Annotated in this window: 20 protein-coding genes and 1 tRNA gene; 10 read left to right on the top strand and 11 right to left on the bottom strand. The window is 71.4% G+C overall.

Annotated elements, in window-relative coordinates; translation table 11 throughout:
• Positions 1-11: 11 nt before the first annotated feature.
• Genes G472_RS0129080 through G472_RS0129070 form a run of 3 tightly spaced genes read left to right on the top strand, consistent with a single transcriptional unit; the run spans position 12 to position 2627 of the window.
• On the top strand, positions 12-1208 hold the full coding sequence (locus G472_RS0129080; protein ID WP_029011208.1) for an acyl-CoA dehydrogenase family protein: 1197 nt from the start codon (positions 12-14) through the stop codon (positions 1206-1208).
• A 1-nt stretch (position 1209) separates the two neighbouring features.
• On the top strand, positions 1210-2238 hold the full coding sequence (locus tag G472_RS0129075; protein WP_035694159.1) for a phosphotransferase family protein: 1029 nt from the start codon (positions 1210-1212) through the stop codon (positions 2236-2238).
• Between the two features lie 2 nt (positions 2239-2240).
• Positions 2241-2627: a DUF6285 domain-containing protein gene (locus G472_RS0129070; protein ID WP_029011206.1), complete on the top strand. Its 387-nt coding sequence runs from the start codon at positions 2241-2243 to the stop codon at positions 2625-2627.
• Positions 2628-2746: 119 nt separating this feature from the next.
• Here the strand turns inward: G472_RS0129070 and G472_RS0129065 are convergent, their stop codons facing one another.
• Both G472_RS0129065 and G472_RS0129060 read right to left on the bottom strand, forming a co-directional pair.
• Positions 2747-3304 (bottom strand): hypothetical protein, encoded by a 558-nt coding sequence (locus G472_RS0129065; protein WP_029011205.1) that lies wholly within the window; start codon positions 3302-3304, stop codon positions 2747-2749.
• The gene (locus G472_RS0129060) at positions 3301-4011 is read right to left on the bottom strand and encodes a sensor histidine kinase (RefSeq protein WP_035694157.1); all 711 of its coding nucleotides are present in this window, start codon (positions 4009-4011) and stop codon (positions 3301-3303) included. Before G472_RS0129060 ends, G472_RS0129065 begins: the two co-directional genes overlap by 4 nt.
• 241 nt (positions 4012-4252) lie before the next feature.
• Between G472_RS0129060 and G472_RS0129055 the strand changes: the two genes are divergently transcribed.
• Complete coding sequence (locus G472_RS0129055) at positions 4253-5224, top strand: esterase-like activity of phytase family protein (protein ID WP_029011203.1); 972 nt, start codon at positions 4253-4255, stop codon at positions 5222-5224.
• Here the strand turns inward: G472_RS0129055 and G472_RS0129050 are convergent.
• Positions 5212-5688, bottom strand: coding sequence for a hypothetical protein (locus G472_RS0129050; RefSeq protein ID WP_029011202.1), 477 nt, complete (start codon positions 5686-5688; stop codon positions 5212-5214). The two genes, G472_RS0129055 and G472_RS0129050, sit on opposite strands and share 13 nt — an antisense overlap.
• A gap of 120 nt (positions 5689-5808) precedes the next feature.
• On the opposite strand from G472_RS0129050, the gene G472_RS0129045 reads away from it, so the two are divergent.
• Genes G472_RS0129045 through thiL form a run of 5 tightly spaced genes read left to right on the top strand, consistent with a single transcriptional unit; the run spans position 5809 to position 9578 of the window.
• Positions 5809-6396: a riboflavin synthase gene (locus G472_RS0129045; protein WP_029011201.1), complete on the top strand. Its 588-nt coding sequence runs from the start codon at positions 5809-5811 to the stop codon at positions 6394-6396.
• Positions 6393-7523: a 3,4-dihydroxy-2-butanone-4-phosphate synthase gene (ribB, locus tag G472_RS0129040; protein ID WP_029011200.1), complete on the top strand. Its 1131-nt coding sequence runs from the start codon at positions 6393-6395 to the stop codon at positions 7521-7523. Before G472_RS0129045 ends, ribB begins: the two co-directional genes overlap by 4 nt.
• A 6-nt stretch (positions 7524-7529) precedes the next feature.
• Positions 7530-7994, top strand: a complete 465-nt coding sequence (gene ribH, locus G472_RS0129035; protein WP_029011199.1) for a 6,7-dimethyl-8-ribityllumazine synthase — start codon at positions 7530-7532, stop codon at positions 7992-7994.
• Positions 7995-8029: 35 nt separating this feature from the next.
• The gene (gene nusB, locus G472_RS36320) at positions 8030-8581 is read left to right on the top strand and encodes a transcription antitermination factor NusB (RefSeq protein WP_035694154.1); all 552 of its coding nucleotides are present in this window, start codon (positions 8030-8032) and stop codon (positions 8579-8581) included.
• Positions 8562-9578, top strand: a complete 1017-nt coding sequence (thiL, locus tag G472_RS0129025) for a thiamine-phosphate kinase (RefSeq protein ID WP_029011198.1) — start codon at positions 8562-8564, stop codon at positions 9576-9578. Before nusB ends, thiL begins: the two co-directional genes overlap by 20 nt.
• A gap of 436 nt (positions 9579-10014) precedes the next feature.
• Here thiL and G472_RS0129015 read toward each other — a convergent pair.
• The 8 genes from G472_RS0129015 to G472_RS0128980 all read right to left on the bottom strand — a co-directional run bounded on the left by G472_RS0129015 (position 10015) and on the right by G472_RS0128980 (position 14752).
• Positions 10015-10091, bottom strand: a tRNA-Pro gene (locus G472_RS0129015).
• A 61-nt stretch (positions 10092-10152) separates the two neighbouring features.
• Positions 10153-10617, bottom strand: coding sequence for a MerR family transcriptional regulator (locus G472_RS0129010; RefSeq protein WP_029011197.1), 465 nt, complete (start codon positions 10615-10617; stop codon positions 10153-10155).
• A 23-nt stretch (positions 10618-10640) separates the two neighbouring features.
• Positions 10641-10973 carry an integration host factor subunit alpha gene (locus G472_RS0129005; RefSeq protein WP_029011196.1) on the bottom strand — a complete coding sequence of 111 codons (333 nt, stop codon included), beginning with the start codon at positions 10971-10973 and terminating at the stop codon, positions 10641-10643.
• Between the two features lie 101 nt (positions 10974-11074).
• Positions 11075-12049: a beta-ketoacyl-ACP synthase III gene (locus tag G472_RS0129000; protein WP_029011195.1), complete on the bottom strand. Its 975-nt coding sequence runs from the start codon at positions 12047-12049 to the stop codon at positions 11075-11077.
• A 4-nt stretch (positions 12050-12053) separates the two neighbouring features.
• On the bottom strand, positions 12054-13106 hold the full coding sequence (plsX, locus tag G472_RS0128995) for a phosphate acyltransferase PlsX (protein ID WP_029011194.1): 1053 nt from the start codon (positions 13104-13106) through the stop codon (positions 12054-12056).
• A 52-nt stretch (positions 13107-13158) separates the two neighbouring features.
• Positions 13159-13341: a 50S ribosomal protein L32 gene (gene rpmF / locus G472_RS0128990; protein ID WP_029011193.1), complete on the bottom strand. Its 183-nt coding sequence runs from the start codon at positions 13339-13341 to the stop codon at positions 13159-13161.
• 110 nt (positions 13342-13451) lie between these two features.
• Positions 13452-14024, bottom strand: a complete 573-nt coding sequence (locus G472_RS0128985) for a YceD family protein (RefSeq protein ID WP_029011192.1) — start codon at positions 14022-14024, stop codon at positions 13452-13454.
• A gap of 158 nt (positions 14025-14182) precedes the next feature.
• Positions 14183-14752: a ubiquinol-cytochrome C chaperone family protein gene (locus G472_RS0128980; protein WP_035694151.1), complete on the bottom strand. Its 570-nt coding sequence runs from the start codon at positions 14750-14752 to the stop codon at positions 14183-14185.
• A gap of 188 nt (positions 14753-14940) precedes the next feature.
• Between G472_RS0128980 and G472_RS0128975 the strand changes: the two genes are divergently transcribed.
• Positions 14941-15405, top strand: coding sequence for an outer membrane protein assembly factor BamE (locus tag G472_RS0128975; protein ID WP_029011190.1), 465 nt, complete (start codon positions 14941-14943; stop codon positions 15403-15405).
• Positions 15406-15447 lie beyond the last annotated feature (42 nt).

The following is a 15447-nucleotide window of genomic DNA, read 5'->3' as shown; positions in this document are numbered from 1 at the left end:
GGGAGACCGCCATGGATTTCGCCCTGCCCGCCGACGTGGAGGCAATGCGCCGGCGCATCCGCGCCTTCGTGGAGGAGGAGATCCTGCCCGTCGAGGCCGACCGGGCCTGCCGGGACGAGCACGACAACATCGCGGAACCCGCCCTCGGTGACCTGCGCGCCCGGGCGCGGGCGGCGGGCCTGTGGTCCCTGCAGATGCCGCGCGAACGGGGCGGCGGCGGCCTGGCGATGGTCGGCATGGCCGCCTGCTACGAGGAGATGAACCGGTCCATCTTCGGGCCGGTGGTCTTCAACGCCGCCGCCCCCGACGACGGCAACATGATGGTGCTGAACCGCGTCGGCACCGAGGCGCAGAAGGCGCGCTGGCTGCAGCCCATCATCGACGGCCGGGTGCGCTCCGCCTTCGCCATGACGGAGCCGCACCCCGGCTCGGGCTCAGACCCCTCGATGATGCGCACGCGGGCGGAGCGGCGGGGCGACCGCTGGGTCGTGTCCGGGCGCAAGTGGTTCATCACCGGGGCCGGCGTGGCGCAGCACTTCATCCTGATCGCCCGCACCTCCGACGACCCCCGCAAGGGGCTGACCGCCTTTCTCTTCGACCGCGACCAACCCGGATGGGAGATCGTGCGGCGCATCCCCATCATGGGGCCGGAGGAACACGGCGGCCATTGCGAGCTGGTCTTCGACGGGCTGGAGATCCCGGACGGCGATGTGCTGATGGGCGTGGGCGACGGGCTGAAAGTGACGCAGATCCGTCTGGGCCCGGCGCGGCTCACCCACTGCATGCGCTGGCTGGGCCTGGCCAAGCGCTGTCTGGAGATCGCCGGCGCCTATGTGACGGAGCGGGAGAGTTTCGGCACCACGCTTGCCGGCCGCGAGGGGGTGCGGTGGATGCTGGGCGATGCGGCCATGCGCATCGAGCTGGGCCGGCTGATGACCATGAAGGCCGCCTGGACCCTGGACCGCGGCGGGCGTGCCCGCAAGGAGCTGTCCATGGCCAAGGTGCTGGTGGCGGACACGCTCCACACCGCGGCGGACACCGCCATTCAACTGTGCGGGGCGCGCGGCTATTCCACCGACACGGTGCTGGAGTGGATCTACCGCTACGCCCGCCAGGCCCGGCTGGTCGACGGTGCCTCGGAAGTGCACCGAATGGTGCTGAGCGGGGCGTACCTGGACGAAGGTGACGCGTTCTGGAGCTGGGGGTGAGATGGCCGGACCCATAACGGACGAAGCATTGCCGGCCCTGGAACGCTGGCTGGCCGGGGCGGCCGGCGCCGGGCGCGTGGCGGTGGAGAGCGTGGAGCGGCTGGGCGGTGGCGCCATCTCGCTGAACCTCGGGGCGGCGCTGGCCGTGTCGGGCGGGCCGCTGGACGGCCGCCATGCGGTGGTGCTGCGCATCGGCCCCGCCTCCGGCATGGCCGCCAGCCTCGACAAGATGCACGAGTTCGCGGTGCTGTGCGCCGCCCGCACCGCCGGCGTGGCGGTGCCCGAGCCGCTGTTCGCCTGCGAGGATGCGGACATCCTCGGCGGTCCCTTCTACGTCATGCGCCGCGCCGCCGGCACCGCCGCCGGACGGCTGGTGGTCCGCTGCGAAGCACCGCAGCGCGACCTGGCGCGCGAACTGGGACGCACCCTCGGCCGGCTGCACCGGGTGCGCCCCGACGATGACGATCTGGACCTGCCGCTTCCCCGTGACGGCGGAGCGGCAGCCGCAGCGGTGCGCGACTACCGCGCCTGGATGGACGGTGCGGCCGACCGCGACCCGGTGCTGGCCTGGGGGCTGCGCTGGCTTCAGGTGCACGCGCCGGCACCGGGGGACGTGGTGCTGTGCCATCGCGATTTCCGGACCGGAAACTATCTGGTAGAGGACGGCCGGCTGACCGCGGTCCTCGACTGGGAGTTCGCGGGATGGAGCGATCCCATGGAGGATCTCGGCTGGTTCTGCGCCCGGTCCTGGCGGTTCGGCCGCACCGACCGCGAGGCCGGCGGCATCGCCGACCGCGCCGACCTCTATGCCGGCTATGAGGAAACGGCGGGGCGGTCCGTCGATGCGGCCCGCGTCGCCTGGTGGGAGGCTGCGGCCTATCTGCGCTGGGCCGCCATCGCGATCATGCAGGGGCGCCGCCACACGTCGGGCACCGAACCGTCGCTGGAACTGGCGCTGACCGGCCGCCTGGTGCCGGAGATCGAGCGCGACCTGCTGATCCATCTCCGCGCCATCGAACAGGGAGCGTGATGATGCGCAACGATCCCGATGCCCGCCGGCTCCTGGCCGCCGCTCTCGACGCCTACCGTGCCGAGGTGCTGCCCGTCGTGCCGCCGGAGCGGCGCTACACCGCCCTGATGATCGCCAACGCCATGGCCATCGCCGCACGCGAACTGGATGGGCTGGACGCCGCCGGCCACGCGATGATGGCGGCGATGATCCCGCTGGTCGGCAGCGACGCCGACGAGTCCCTGTCCGGCGCCGCGCTGAGCGACCGCGTCGACGCCCTGCAACGGCGGCTGTGCGCGGACATCGCCGCCGGAGCCTACGACCGCGACGCCGGGGCACTGCTCGACTGCCTGGACGCCACCGTGCGGGCACGCCTCGCCATCGCCAACCCGAAGCTGCTGGAGGGATAGCCGGTACGCGGCCGGGATATCCTGACCGCTGCGTTCAGACGTCACGCGGGCTTCGGTTCCATCGGGCCGCGGCCGCCGCCGACACCGGGTTCGGACGACAGGACGTTCCCAACCCGGCATTACCCTCCGTGCCACGGGCCGCCGGGCCGGGCCAGGTCCTCCACCCGGTCGCGGACGTTCTGCACCTGCGACGGGGTCAGCGTCACCCCGAACAGGTCGCGGAAGGCGGCGGCCATGGCGCCGCGGGTCGGGCGTGTGCCGTCGGCCGACAGATGGCGGTAGACGGTGAAGCCGTCGACGCAGCGCTGCACGAGATCCGGTTTGGAGCGGAGCTGGGCGGTGCGGGCGTCGCGCACGCTCTCCAGGTGGCGTTCCAGGCGCCGCGCCGCTTCCAGCGGGGTAAGGGCGGGCAGGGGGGCCGCCGGCGCCGGCGGGCGGGGGGAGCGTTCGGCGGCGGCGCGCTTGCGGCGCTGGCGCGCCCGGTCGGCGGTGCGCAGGGCTTCGGCGAAGGCCGGATCGCTGCGGCGGCGGTCGGTGCGCCGGGTGTTGGCGCGGGCGTTGCGCAGCCGTTGCCGCTCGCGCGCCTCTTCCGACAGGCCGCCGCCCAGCAGGATGGCCAGTTCCTCCGGCGACAGGCGGGGCAGGCCGGCGTCCGGATCGTCGGTGCCGGGGCTCACAGCGGGAAGCGCACCGCCGCCGTGGTGCCCGAGGAGTCGGTGTCCGTCGACAGGGTGTCGCCGAGCTGCGCGGCCAGCGCCTCGGCCAGCATCAGCCCGTCGTCGGAGGTGGTGTCGAAGCCGGCCGGCAGGGGGCGGCCGTTGTCCTCGATCTCCAGGCGGCCGCGGCGCTCGTCCGCCCGGGTCAGCCGGACGACGATCCAGCCCTGCTCTGGAAAGGCGTGGTGCAAGCTGTTCGACACCAGTTCAGCGATGATCAGCCCCAGCGGCATGGCCTCGTACAGGCCGATCTGCATGGGCTCGGCCTCGACGGTGACCGGGATGTTGGCAGCACCGCCGGGCGTGCCCTCCTTGACCGATTCGCACAGGGCCGTGACGTAGCGGCCCAGGTCCACATGGGTGCCGCTGCCCGTTTCATGAAGCTGGCGGTAAAGGATCGCCAGCGCCTCGATGCGCACCAGGGTCTGCTCGTAGGCGATGCGGGCGTCGGGGTCGCGGATGCGCCCGGCCTGCAGCTTCAACAGGCTGATGACGAGCTGGAGGCTGTTCTTGGCACGGTGCTGAAGCTCCCGCATCTCCGCTTCCAGGGCCCGGATGCGCGCGTCGGCGGTGGCCTCCGGCGTTGCGGAAACCGGCGCGTGCTGTGCACCGGCGCCGCCCGTGGCATGGTCGGCTGGGGCGGCGACCGGGTATGACCTGAAGGGCATGGACGTCAACCTGTGCTCAACGGGCGGGAGTTCCCGCTCGCCGATGGCAAACGGGCACCTCGGGTGAATCTATGCACGGATGTCCGGGCCTGCGGCTGGTCAAAGGGGGTACCGCGGCCGTCATACTCCGGCCGATGACGGGCCGCGGCCGCCGCGATCGGCGGGAACACGCTCGCCCGGCGGCGGCATCCTGTGGTTCATTGGGCGCATGCTCCATGCCGATCGTCGAGTCCTCCCCCGATTGCGCCGCAGCCTGCTGGCGCTGGTCCTCGCCGCCGGATGCTCCGCCGCGGCCGGAGGGTCCGGCGGTCCGCCGTCCGTCGCGGTGCGGACCCTGCACCTGGACTCGCAGGACCCCGCGCGGGAGACGGTGGGGCGCCTGCGCTTCCTCGGCGCGGTGGCGGTGAGCGGGGGCGGCATCGGCGGGTTGTCCGGCTTCGTCCTGCGCGAGGATGGCGAGCGGTTCACCGCGGTCAGCGACCGCGGCAAGCTGGTGTTCGGTCGCCTGGCGCACGACGGTTCGGGTCGGCTGACCGGCGTCTCCGGCGTGACGCATCGGCCGCTGCCCCACCCCGGCGGGTCCGCCGACGCCGAGGAACTGCTGCGGCTGCCCGACGGCGGCTGGCTGGTGGCGTTCGAGCGCGAGCACCGCATCCTGCGCTATCCCCCCGGCTTCGATCGCGGCGAGGGCGCGGTGACGGCCCTGCCCGCGCCGCCCGGCCTGGAGGATGCGCCGCGCAACGGCGGGCTGGAGGCCATGGCGCTGCTGCCCGACGGGCGGCTTCTGGTGCTGGAGGAGGGGGCGGACGACGGTGTGCCGGAACGGCGCGGCTGGGTCGCCGGTGCGCCGCTGCGGGCCCGCAACGACTGGGCGCCCCTGACCTACCGGGCCGCACCCGGTTTCCGGCCCACGGGTGCCGCCGTGACCCCCGACGGCGACGTGCTGGTGCTGGAGCGCTTCGTGTCCATGATCGGCGGCTGGCAGGCGCGGCTTGTGCGCCTGCCGGGAACCGCTCCGGCGCCCGGCGCCGTGCTGGGCGGGGAGGAACTGGGCCGCCTGGCGCTGCCCCTGCTGGTTGACAACTTCGAGGCGGTCGCCGCGGTGCCGGGGGCCGACGGGACGACGCTGGTCTATCTCGTTTCCGACGACAACTTCAGCCCGTTGCAGCACACGATCATCGCGCAGTTCGCGCTGGACCGTCAGGGCCAGTGAACCTCGCGCTCCAGGCGCGTCAGCAACTCAACGATCACCGGCACCTCGTCCGATGAGAGACGTCCGTGGCCGGCCAGGAATTCGGCCACGGGGCGGCCGGTGTAACGCCCGATCACCACGCCGTCGCGGCGGATCAGGGTATCGCGGACCAGATCGGCGGCGCGGCCATGGCATTGGCTGCACCGGTCGCGGAACAGCGGGTCCGTGCGGACCTGCGCCAGGAGCATGGCGTGCACCGCCAGCGCCAGATCCCGGGGCAGGCCGCCCTGGTGGCGTTCCAGGAAGGTGATCAGGTCACGGCGGGGGCGCCGTCCGGCGAGTGCGCCGTCGGCATCGTGCAGGGCCTCGCGGGCGAAGTCCCCGGCATGGCCGTGGCACGATTCGCAGCGGTCCTCGAACAGGCGGTGCAGGTCGGTGGCGTGCGCGGGGACGGCCGGGACCAGGACAAGAGCCGCCGCGAGCATCCACCGGACGGAACGGAGGTGCATAGTCTAAGGAGGCTACGCCGATGCAGGGTGGCCGTAAAGGGCGGAGGTGCGCGCTCGCCGCTTCCGCCCGGCGCAAAACCTGCTAAAGTCCGGCCCATGTTCACCGGAATCGTCACCGACGTCGGCCGCGTGCGCGCTGTGGAGAAGCAGGGCGACACGCGCTTCACCATCGAGACCGTCTTCGATATGGAGACGGTCCCCATCGGCGCATCCATCGCCAACAGCGGCGTCTGTCTGACCGTCGTCGACAAGGGGCCCGGCTGGTTCGCCGTCCAGGCGTCCGCCGAGACGCTGTCGAAGACCACGCTGGGTGACTGGATGCCCGGAACCCGCGTCAATCTCGAACGGGCGCTGAAGGTCGGCGACGAACTGGGTGGGCACATCGTGTCCGGCCACGTCGACGGCGTGGCCATGGTGACGGAGATCCGGCCCGACGGCGAATCGATCCGCTTCACCTTCGAGGTGCCGGCGCACCTCGCCCGCTACGTGGCCTCCAAGGGCTCGGTGGCGCTGGACGGGGTGTCGCTGACGGTGAACGAGGTGGATGGCGCCCGCTTCGGCGTCAACATCATCCCGCACACGCAGTCCGCCACCACCTTCGGGGGCCTGCGCCCCGGCGACCGCGTGAACATGGAAATCGACATGCTGGCGCGTTACGTCGCGCGGCTGGTGGGCCAGGAATGACCTCCGAATACCACTCCTATCTGTCCTCCGCCGAAGAGATCGTCGAGGAGGCGCGGCAGGGCCGCATGTTCATCCTGGTCGACGACGAGGATCGGGAGAACGAAGGCGACCTCGTGATCCCCGCCCAGATGGCGACGCCGGAGGTCGTGAACTTCATGGCGAAGTACGGGCGCGGCCTGATCTGTCTGGCGATGGACAGCGAGCGGATCGCCAAGCTGCACCTGCCGTTGATGGCGCAGCAGAACGCCTCGCGGCACCACACCGCTTTCACCGTCTCCATCGAGGCGCGCGAGGGGGTGACCACCGGCATCTCCGCCGCCGACCGGGCGCGCACCATCCAGGTGGCCATCGACCCGGCCGCCGGGCCGGGCGATCTGGTGACGCCGGGCCACGTCTTTCCGCTGCTGGCCCGCGACGGCGGCGTGCTGGTGCGCGCCGGCCATACCGAGGCGGCGGTGGACATCGCCCGCATGGCCGGGCTGACGCCGGCCGGCGTGATCTGCGAGATCATGAACGACGACGGCACCATGGCCCGCCTGCCGGACCTGGTGAAGTTCGCCCAGTTCCACGGCCTGAAGGTCGGCACCATCGCCGATCTGATCGGCTACCGCCGCCGCATCGAAACGATCGTCGAACAGCGGCTGGCCGGCACCCTGGACAGCCGTTTCGGCGGCCGCTTTCAGATGTACGTCTACGTCAACAAGGTGGCGTACGCCGAGCACATCGCCCTGGTGCGCGGCGACATCTCGGGCGACGAGCCGGTGCTGGTGCGCATGCACGCCCTGTCGGTGCTGGACGACGTGCTGGGCGACCGCTCGGCCGGGCGCGACGGGGAGTTGCAGGCGTGCATGGAGCTGATCGCCCGCGAGGGCCGCGGCGTCGTGGTGCTGCTGCGCGAGCCGCAGGCGACCGGCCTGTCGGCGCTGGCCAGGGCGCGCCTGGAGGGGCAGGCGGCCGGCGGGGCGGAACTGCGCGACTATGGTGTCGGCGCCCAGATCCTGCTCGACCTCGGCGTGCGCAAGATGGAACTGCTGACCAACCGGCGCAAGACGATCATCGGGCTGGAGGGCTACGGCCTCACCGTGGTCGGCCAGCGTGCGGTGCCGGCCCCGGGGGAGGCCGGGTAAGCGGCGATGAGCGACGCGCCGCACATCATGGTGGTGGAGTCCCGCTGTCACGAGGACATCGCCGACGAACTGGTGCGCGGCGCCCTGGGGGAACTGAACAAGGCCGGAGCCACCCACCACCGCGTGCCGGTGCCGGGCGTGCTGGAGATCCCGGCGGCGGTGCAGATCGCCGTACGCTCCATGGACGTCTACACCGCGCGCCGGCGCTACGACGGCTATGTGGCGCTGGGCTGCGTCATCCGCGGCGAGACCACCGCGTATGATCTGATCTGCAGCCGGGCGATGCACGGCCTGCACGATCTGGTCCTGCGGCACACGCTGGCGGTCGGCACCGGCATCCTGACCGTCGAGAACCGGGAACAGGCGTGGGTGCGCGCTGCCGTCGGCGGTCGCAACCGCGGCGGCCAGGCGGCCCGCGCCTGCCTTGACATGATCGAACTGAAGCGCCAATTCCGCCTCTACCCGCGGTGAGGGCGCCTTTCCGCAACCAGAGCAATCCAGAGACCATGAGCAACGACGATGCGGCCGGACGCGCCAAGGCGCGGCGCGGCACCAGGAAGAGCGGGGGCGGTTCCGCCAAGGCGCGGCGCAAGGCGGCGCGGCTGTCGGCCGTGCAGGCCCTGTACCAGATTGACCTCACCGGCGCCGACGTGGAGCCGGTGGTGGGAGAGTTCGTGAAGCACCGGCTGGGCCAGGAGATCGACGGGGAACGCTTCGTCGCCGCGGACCCTCAGCTTTTCTCCGACATTGTGCGCGGTGCCGCCTACCGGCGCACGGAAGTGGACGGCCTGGTGACCGCGGCCCTGTCGCCCAAGTTCCCCCTGGAGCGGGTGGAGATGCTGCTGCGCGCCATCCTGCGCGCCGGCGCCTACGAGATCTTCGCCCACCGCGACGTCCACCCCCGCATCCTCATCAGCGAGTACGTGGACGTGGCGCACGCCTTCTTCGCCGGGCGGGAGCCGGGGATGGTCAACGGCGTGCTCGACCACGTCGCCCGTGTCCTGCGCCCCGACGAACTGCAGCAGCCGGATCAGGGCCGTGCCCGGGACGACGGCTGACACCCCGGCGTCCCCGCCGGGTTCGGGCGAGTTCGGACGGATCGCCCGCTATTTCAAGCCGCTGGCCGCCGGTTTCGCCGGCGCCCGCGGGCTGGCCGACGACGCCGCGGTGTTCGCCGTGCCGCCGGGGCGGGAACTGGTGGTGACCATGGACGCCATGGTCGCCGGCATCCATTTCCTGCCCGACGACCCGCCCGCCGACATCGCCGCCAAGCTGCTGCGCGTCAACCTCTCCGATCTTGCGGCCATGGGGGCCGAACCGCTGGCGTACACCCTGGCGGTGTCGCTGCCCCGCGACCTGCCGGAGGCATGGCTGGCCGCCTTCGCCGCGGCCCTGGGCGAGGACCAGCAGCGCTACGGCATCGCGCTGGCCGGCGGCGACTCCGTGTCGACGCGCGGCCCCGTCACGCTGGCCGTCACCGCCTTCGGCACCGTTCCCGCCGGGCAGGCGCTGCCGCGCGCCACGGCGCGGCGCGACCCGCTGTTCGTCACCGGCACCATCGGTGACGCCGCCCTGGGCCTGGCGGTTGCGCTGGGCGAACTGGAGGTGGCCGACGCCGGCGCGCAGGCGCACCTGCTGGGCCGCCTGCGCCGGCCGGAGCCGCGTCTGACCGTTGGCCGGGGCCTGCGCGGGCTGGCCATCACCGCCATCGACGTGTCCGACGGCCTCGTCGCCGACCTGGCGCACCTCGCCGAGGAATCGGGCTGCGCGGCGGTCCTGGAGGCTGCCCGGGTGCCCCTGTCGGTGGCGGCCCGTTCCGTGGTGGGGGACGATCCGGCGCTCCTGGTGCGGGCGCTGACCGGCGGCGACGACTACGAGCTTCTGTTCACCGCCCCGGCGGACCGGCGCGCCGACGTGGCGGCCCTGGCCGCCCGGACCGGAGTGGCCATCGCCGAGATCGGTCACCTGCTGGACGGCCCGACCGGCACCGTCACCGTCACGGATGCCACCGGCGCCCCTCTGGACGTCCCGGCGCGCGGCTGGGTGCATTTCTGAGTCCACGCCACACGCGAATCCGCATTGGATTCTGCTCGCCGTCCGGCGCCGCTTCAGGTGAAATGCTCGCGTCGGACGGGACTGATCCCGGACGGCAAAGCGGAAGGAGGTGACGCGTTTGAAAACGTTCCTGAAGTGGTTCCGCCGCTTCCGGTTCCGGGTGAAGTTGGAGTTCGAGGCCGGCTTCAACCAGGACCGTGAGTAGCTGAACCAAGGGGTGGGGCCGGGAAACCGGTCCCACCTTCAGGAAGCGGGGAAAGCGCGTCACCTCCTGCCCCTGAGGTTACCACGGCACCCGGCGAATTCAAGCCGCGGGGGAAGCTGCGGCGGCACCCGTCCGGCCGCCTGCGCGCCCGGAAAAGGGATCGCCCCGCCGCGGCCAAAACAAAAGCCCCGAAGTCGTTGAACTTCGGGGCTTTTCCACCGGCTCCGGAATTGGTCGGAGCGACAGGATTTGAACCTGCGACCCCCAGACCCCCAGTCTGATGCGCTACCAGGCTGCGCTACGCTCCGTCAGCCGGTGCCGGTGTGGGCGGCATATATAGCCAGCCTCGGAAGGCGACGCAACCCTTCCTTATCGCTCCGGCGCGTTTTCATCGGCGGGAGTCAGCAGGGCGCGCAGGGCCTTCAGTTCGGTGACCACGTCGACGATCGCCGCGCGCGCGGTGTCGGGCAGCGCAGGCGTGGTCTCGGGTTCGGCCTCGCCGGGAATCGCGGTGTCGGCGGGATCGTCGGCCTCGTCGCCGGGCGGGGGCGGGGCCAGGCCGGCCGCGGGCAGGGTGCCGCGGTGCTCGCGCAGAAGGCGCTGGACGCCCTTGATCGTGTAGCCTTCGTGATAGAGGAGGCTGCGGATGCGGCGCAGCAGCTCCACGTCCTCCGGCCGGTAATAGCGACGGCCACCGCCGCGCTTGAGCGGACGGATCTGCGGGAATCGGGTCTCCCAGAACCGCAGGACGTGCTGCGGTATGTCCAACTCCTCCGACACCTCGCTGATGGTGCGGAAGGCGGTGGCCGATTTGACGGGTGTCTGCGGTCTCATGCCCCGGCTGGCTCCGTCCCGGCTCAGGACGCCGCCTTGACCGCTTCGGCCTCTTGCAGGGCCAGGCCCTGGTTGATGCGGTCCTTCAGAACATGGCTGGCACGGAACACCAGGACACGGCGGGGCAGGATCGGCACCTCTTCCCCCGTCTTGGGGTTGCGGCCGACGCGCTGGCCCTTCTGGCGCACCTGGAAGCTGCCGAACGAGGAAATCTTCACCATCTCACCGCGCGCCAGCGCGTCGGACAGCTCGTTCAGAACATGCTCCACCAGGTCGGCCGACTCGTTGCGGGACAGCCCCACCTCCTGGTAGACGGCCTCGCTGAGATGGGCGCGCGTAACGGTGTGCTCGGACATCGCTCAGTCCTCTTCCCGCGACGTGTCGGGAAACGGTAGAGCGACGCGGGAACCCCGTCAATTCAAAAGCTTGGCTAATGCGGTGGCGGGCCGGCGCGGGGTTACCAGCGGACCAGGGCGGATCCCCAGGTGAGGCCGCCGCCGATGGCTTCCATCAGGATCAGGTCGCCGCGCCTGATGCGGCCGTCGTTGACCGCCTCCGCCAGGGCCAGCGGGATCGAGGCGGCAGAGGTGTTGCCGTGACGGTCGACGGTCAGCACGACCTTGTCTTCCGGCAGCTTCAGCTTGCGCGCGATGCCGTCGATGATGCGGCGGTTCGCCTGGTGCGGCACCAGCCAGTCGATGGCCGAGGGCTCCAGCCCATTGGCCACCAGCGCCTCCTCCACCACCTCCGACAGCTTGGTCACGGCGTGGCGGAAGATCTCCTGCCCGTGCATGCGCACGCAGCCGGCCGTGCCCGTGGTCGATGGGCCGCCATCCACGTACAGCAGGTCGTAGTAACGGCCGTCCGAATGCAGATGGGTGGACAGCACACCACGGTCGGCGGCCGTCCCGGCGCCCTCCGCGGCCTCCAGCACCACCGCGCCGGCGCCGTCGCCGAACAGCACGCAGGTGGTGCGGTCGTTCCAGTCGAGGATGCGCGAGAACGTCTCGGCCCCGATGACCAGGGCGCGAGTCGCCTGTCCGGTACGCACGAAGGTGTCGGCCACCGACAGGGCGTAGATGAAGCCGGCGCACACCGCCTGGACGTCCAGCGCGAAGCCACGGGTCATGCCCAGCGCCGCCTGCACCTTTGTGGCGGTGGAGGGGAAGGTGTTGTCCGGAGTCGTGGTCGCCAGGACGATGCAGTCGATGTCGGCACCCTGCAGTCCGGCCCGCTCCAGGGCGGCCCGTGCCGCAGCGACCGCCAGATCGGAGGTCAGCTCGCCATCCGCCGCGATGTGGCGGGAGCGGATGCCGGTGCGCTGGACGATCCAGTCGTCGGAGGTGTCGACCCGCTTCGTCAGGTCCTCGTTGGAAACGGCGTTGGCCGGCAGGTACGACCCGCAGCCGACGATCCGGGAGCGCTTGACCATGATATCAGACCGCCGCCGCCTGGGTTCCGGGAAGAGGAGCGGCGCTGGCGAGGCGCTGCATTTCTTCCATGATCTTGTCGTTGAAGCTGTTGGCCGCCAGGTTCAGCGCCACGCCGATTGCGTTGGCGAAGCCGACCGCGTCGGTGCCGCCGTGACTCTTGACGCACACGCCGCGCAAGCCGAGGAACATGGCGCCGTTGTAGCGCCGCGGATCGGTCCGCGTCTTCAGCTTCTTGAAGGCCGAACGCGCCAGCAGGTAGCCCAGCCGGGCGGTCAGGGACGCCTGGAAGGTGCGGCGCAGGAACTCGGTGTAGAGCTTGGCCGTGCCCTCGGCGGTCTTCAGCGCCACGTTGCCGGTGAAGCCGTCGGTGACGATCACATCGGTGGTGCCGGCCGCGATGTCCGTCCCCTCGACGAAGCCGTAGAACCGGCCGGGCAGGGGCATGGTGCGCAGGCGCGCCGCGGCGCCGCGCACCGTCTCGTTGCCCTTCACGTCCTCGGACCCGATGTTGAGCACGCCGACCGTCGGTTCGGCCAGGCCCAGCACCGTCCGGGCGAACACCGTTCCCATCAGCGCGAACTGCACGAGGTTGTCGGCCGTGCACTCGGTGTTGGCGCCGAGGTCGAGCATCACGCTTTCGCCGACCTGGGTCGGGAAGAATGACGCGATCGCCGGCCGGTCGATTCCCGGCAGCGTCTTCAGCACGAACTTCGCCATCGCCATGAGGGCGCCGGTGTTTCCGGCCGAAACCACGCAGGCCGCACGTCCCTGGGCCACGGCGTCGATGGCGAGCCGCATGCTGGACTGCCGCCCCGTGCGCAGAGCCACCGACGGCTTGGCATCCCCCGCTACGGCGTCGGCGGTGTGCACCACCTCGGTCACCGTCTGAAGCGTGGGGCGCCTGGCCAGCAGCGGCTCGATGCGGGCGGCATCGCCGAACAGCAGGTAGCGGACGTCGGGATGCCGCTCGCGCGCGATGTCCGCACCGGCAACCACCATGTCGGGCGCATGGTCGCCGCCCATGGCATCAAGGGCGATGGTCAGGCGCTGGCTCACCTCGGACGGACTCCCTGCTGCCAACGGAGGGCGGACCGGCGAAACGGCGGCATCAAGCCGCCGAGGTCTTCACCACTTCGCGCTGATCGTAATGGCCGCACGCGCCGCAGACGTGATGGGGACGCTTCAGCTCGCCGCAGTTCGCGCACTCCGCGTAGCTGTGGGTCGACAGCGCGTGGTGCGAGCGCCGCATGTTGCGCCGGGACTTGGAGGTCTTCTTCTTCGGAACGGCCATGACGGTATACTCTCATATCATTGGAAAAGGCGGCCCGAACGAGGGCCGCCTGACGCGAGCCGCATTCAATACGGCAAACCCGCGCCAAGGGCAAGCCCGTTCCGTTCCCCTCAATGGGGGCGCTTCAACCGCTCCAGCACTGCGAACGGGTTGGGCCGGGCATCGGGGGAGGCGTCCACCTCCTCGGCCGACGGCGGCTCCACACCGGGCGCGCGCGGGTAGGGATCAAGCGCCAGGGACAGGTGCTGCGCCGTCAGCTCGCCGATGTCGATGCGGCCGTTGTCCATGGCCTCCGGCATCTCCTCGTCGAGCATGCAGGCGTCGATGTCGATCTCGTCGCCATAGTCGGGCAGCAGCGCGTCGGGGGCGAACAGCGCCTCGAACCGCTCGGACACGGTGTTGCGCACCGGTTCCAGCGTGACGACACAGGTCTGCACCACCTCGGCCTCCAGTTCACCCGAAACCCGCACCATCTCCCCGCGCACCCGGCTCAGCCGGACGGTGGCGGTCAGGCGGTCGATGGCCTCCAGCTCGAAGCGGGCGGCCAATGCGCGCCGTTCCGCCTCGCCGGCCGTGATCTCCTCCACCACCTCGCCGCGCTGCACGCGGTCGGCGCTGACGAAGCGGGAAAACTCGGGGGGCGGGCTCGCGGGGGCGCCGCCGTGAGTGGTGCCGTGCTGCATGGCCGGTTGGTCCGCCTTGTTTCGTGACTGCCGATCGTGGTCGCAACGGCGACTCAATCACAGTTCGTCGCGGAGCGGAAGCCGCCGCGCGACGGGCGCGGTCCGGCGTTCGTCTCCACCCTTCCGGTCAACAGGCCGCGGTGGCCCGGGTTCGCGGCCTACCCCGAATGCGCGCCGCCCGGCTCTCCGCCGGGCAGGGGCACCGGGATGAAGCGCGGCCGGCCGGCCAGCACCTCGGCCAGGGGTTGCGCCGCCAGCGCCGCGGCCTGGGCACGGACATAGGCGGCCATGGCCGCCAGCGCAGCGGGATCGACGTCGTGCACCGTGCCGTAGACGTTGTTGTCCAGCACCACCTCCAGAGCCCGATCGTCGGCGGCGGCCAGGGCGGCGCCGTACGCCTGGATGCGCCCGGCAACGCCGCGCACCATGGCGGTGACGCGCCGGCCGAGGCCGCTGTCGCCCACCCCCATCTCGCGCAGGGTCCGGTCGAAGTCCATGGTCATGATGTCGTACAGGCGGCGCGCCGTCGCCTCGGCGGCACCGCCTTCGCCCTTCAGGCGGTGCATGATCAGGAACACGTGGAGGGCGACCATGTCGAAGCGTCCGTCGATGCTGTCGGGTACGCCGAGGTCGCGGTAGAACGCCTCGTCGCGGGACCGGGCGACGATGGCGGTGTAGAAGGCGGTGTCGGCGTGGACGTCACGGCGGTTGAACAGGCGGGCGAACACGGATCGGGTCCTCCCCCGCGCGCAACGGCGGGATGGGTGTCGGATGGAACGGAACGGCGCCGCGACTCGGGATGCCGTCGCCATTGACAGCGCCGAGGGGCCGGTGCGAATGTCACCCCATTTGGGCCAAAGGGGGTGCGCCGTCAAGCGCCGCTCCCGCCTCCTGCCAGGAAAACGAGCCGACCGCCATGACGAAACCGATCCACGCGCTGTGCGCGGCCGCCCTGCTGGGCCTGACCGCGACCGCCTGTGCGCCGACCGTGGCCACCCGCGGCAACATGACGGACCCCGAACTGGTGTCCGCGATCCGGGCGGGCGAGAGCCGCCGGGAGGACGTGGCTTCCCTGCTGGGCACGCCCACCTCGGTCGGCACCTTCGATCCCGACGTCTGGTATTACATCGGCCAGCGGACGGAGAAGACGGCCTTCTTCCAGCCCGACGTGGTGGAACGCCGGGTGGTCGTCGTGCAGTTCGACCCGTCCGGCGTGGTCAGCGGCGTGCAGCAGATGGACGCCGAGGCGGGACAGGACGTCTCTATCGTTTCCCGCGCCACGCCGACCCATGGCCGCGAGATGACCTTCCTGGAGCAGATGATCGGCAACGTCGGCCGCTTCAGCGCCAAGGACAAGGGCCGCGGGCCGGGCGGCCTCTGAGGCATTCTGCGGAGCCTGCACGAACGGGGAGGGCCGGGCGCG

Origin of the sequence: Azospirillum halopraeferens DSM 3675, from assembly GCF_000429625.1 — a bacterium.
Taxonomy (GTDB): Bacteria; Pseudomonadota; Alphaproteobacteria; order Azospirillales; family Azospirillaceae; genus Azospirillum; species Azospirillum halopraeferens.
This window is presented reverse-complemented; position numbering and strand designations above follow the sequence as displayed.

Coding starts and splice junctions, on each gene's coding strand:
- G472_RS0129080 (WP_029011208.1), top strand. CDS start 12: ATGGATTTCGCCCTGCCCGCCGACGTGGAGGCAATGCGCCGGCGCATC.
- G472_RS0129075 (WP_035694159.1), top strand. CDS start 1,210: ATGGCCGGACCCATAACGGACGAAGCATTGCCGGCCCTGGAACGCTGG.
- G472_RS0129070 (WP_029011206.1), top strand. CDS start 2,241: ATGCGCAACGATCCCGATGCCCGCCGGCTCCTGGCCGCCGCTCTCGAC.
- G472_RS0129060 (WP_035694157.1), bottom strand. CDS start 4,011: ATGCCCTTCAGGTCATACCCGGTCGCCGCCCCAGCCGACCATGCCACG.
- G472_RS0129050 (WP_029011202.1), bottom strand. CDS start 5,688: ATGCTCGCGGCGGCTCTTGTCCTGGTCCCGGCCGTCCCCGCGCACGCC.
- G472_RS0129045 (WP_029011201.1), top strand. CDS start 5,809: ATGTTCACCGGAATCGTCACCGACGTCGGCCGCGTGCGCGCTGTGGAG.
- ribB (WP_029011200.1), top strand. CDS start 6,393: ATGACCTCCGAATACCACTCCTATCTGTCCTCCGCCGAAGAGATCGTC.
- ribH (WP_029011199.1), top strand. CDS start 7,530: ATGAGCGACGCGCCGCACATCATGGTGGTGGAGTCCCGCTGTCACGAG.
- nusB (WP_035694154.1), top strand. CDS start 8,030: ATGAGCAACGACGATGCGGCCGGACGCGCCAAGGCGCGGCGCGGCACC.
- G472_RS0129010 (WP_029011197.1), bottom strand. CDS start 10,617: ATGAGACCGCAGACACCCGTCAAATCGGCCACCGCCTTCCGCACCATC.
- G472_RS0129005 (WP_029011196.1), bottom strand. CDS start 10,973: ATGTCCGAGCACACCGTTACGCGCGCCCATCTCAGCGAGGCCGTCTAC.
- G472_RS0129000 (WP_029011195.1), bottom strand. CDS start 12,049: ATGGTCAAGCGCTCCCGGATCGTCGGCTGCGGGTCGTACCTGCCGGCC.
- rpmF (WP_029011193.1), bottom strand. CDS start 13,341: ATGGCCGTTCCGAAGAAGAAGACCTCCAAGTCCCGGCGCAACATGCGG.
- G472_RS0128985 (WP_029011192.1), bottom strand. CDS start 14,024: ATGCAGCACGGCACCACTCACGGCGGCGCCCCCGCGAGCCCGCCCCCC.
- G472_RS0128975 (WP_029011190.1), top strand. CDS start 14,941: ATGACGAAACCGATCCACGCGCTGTGCGCGGCCGCCCTGCTGGGCCTG.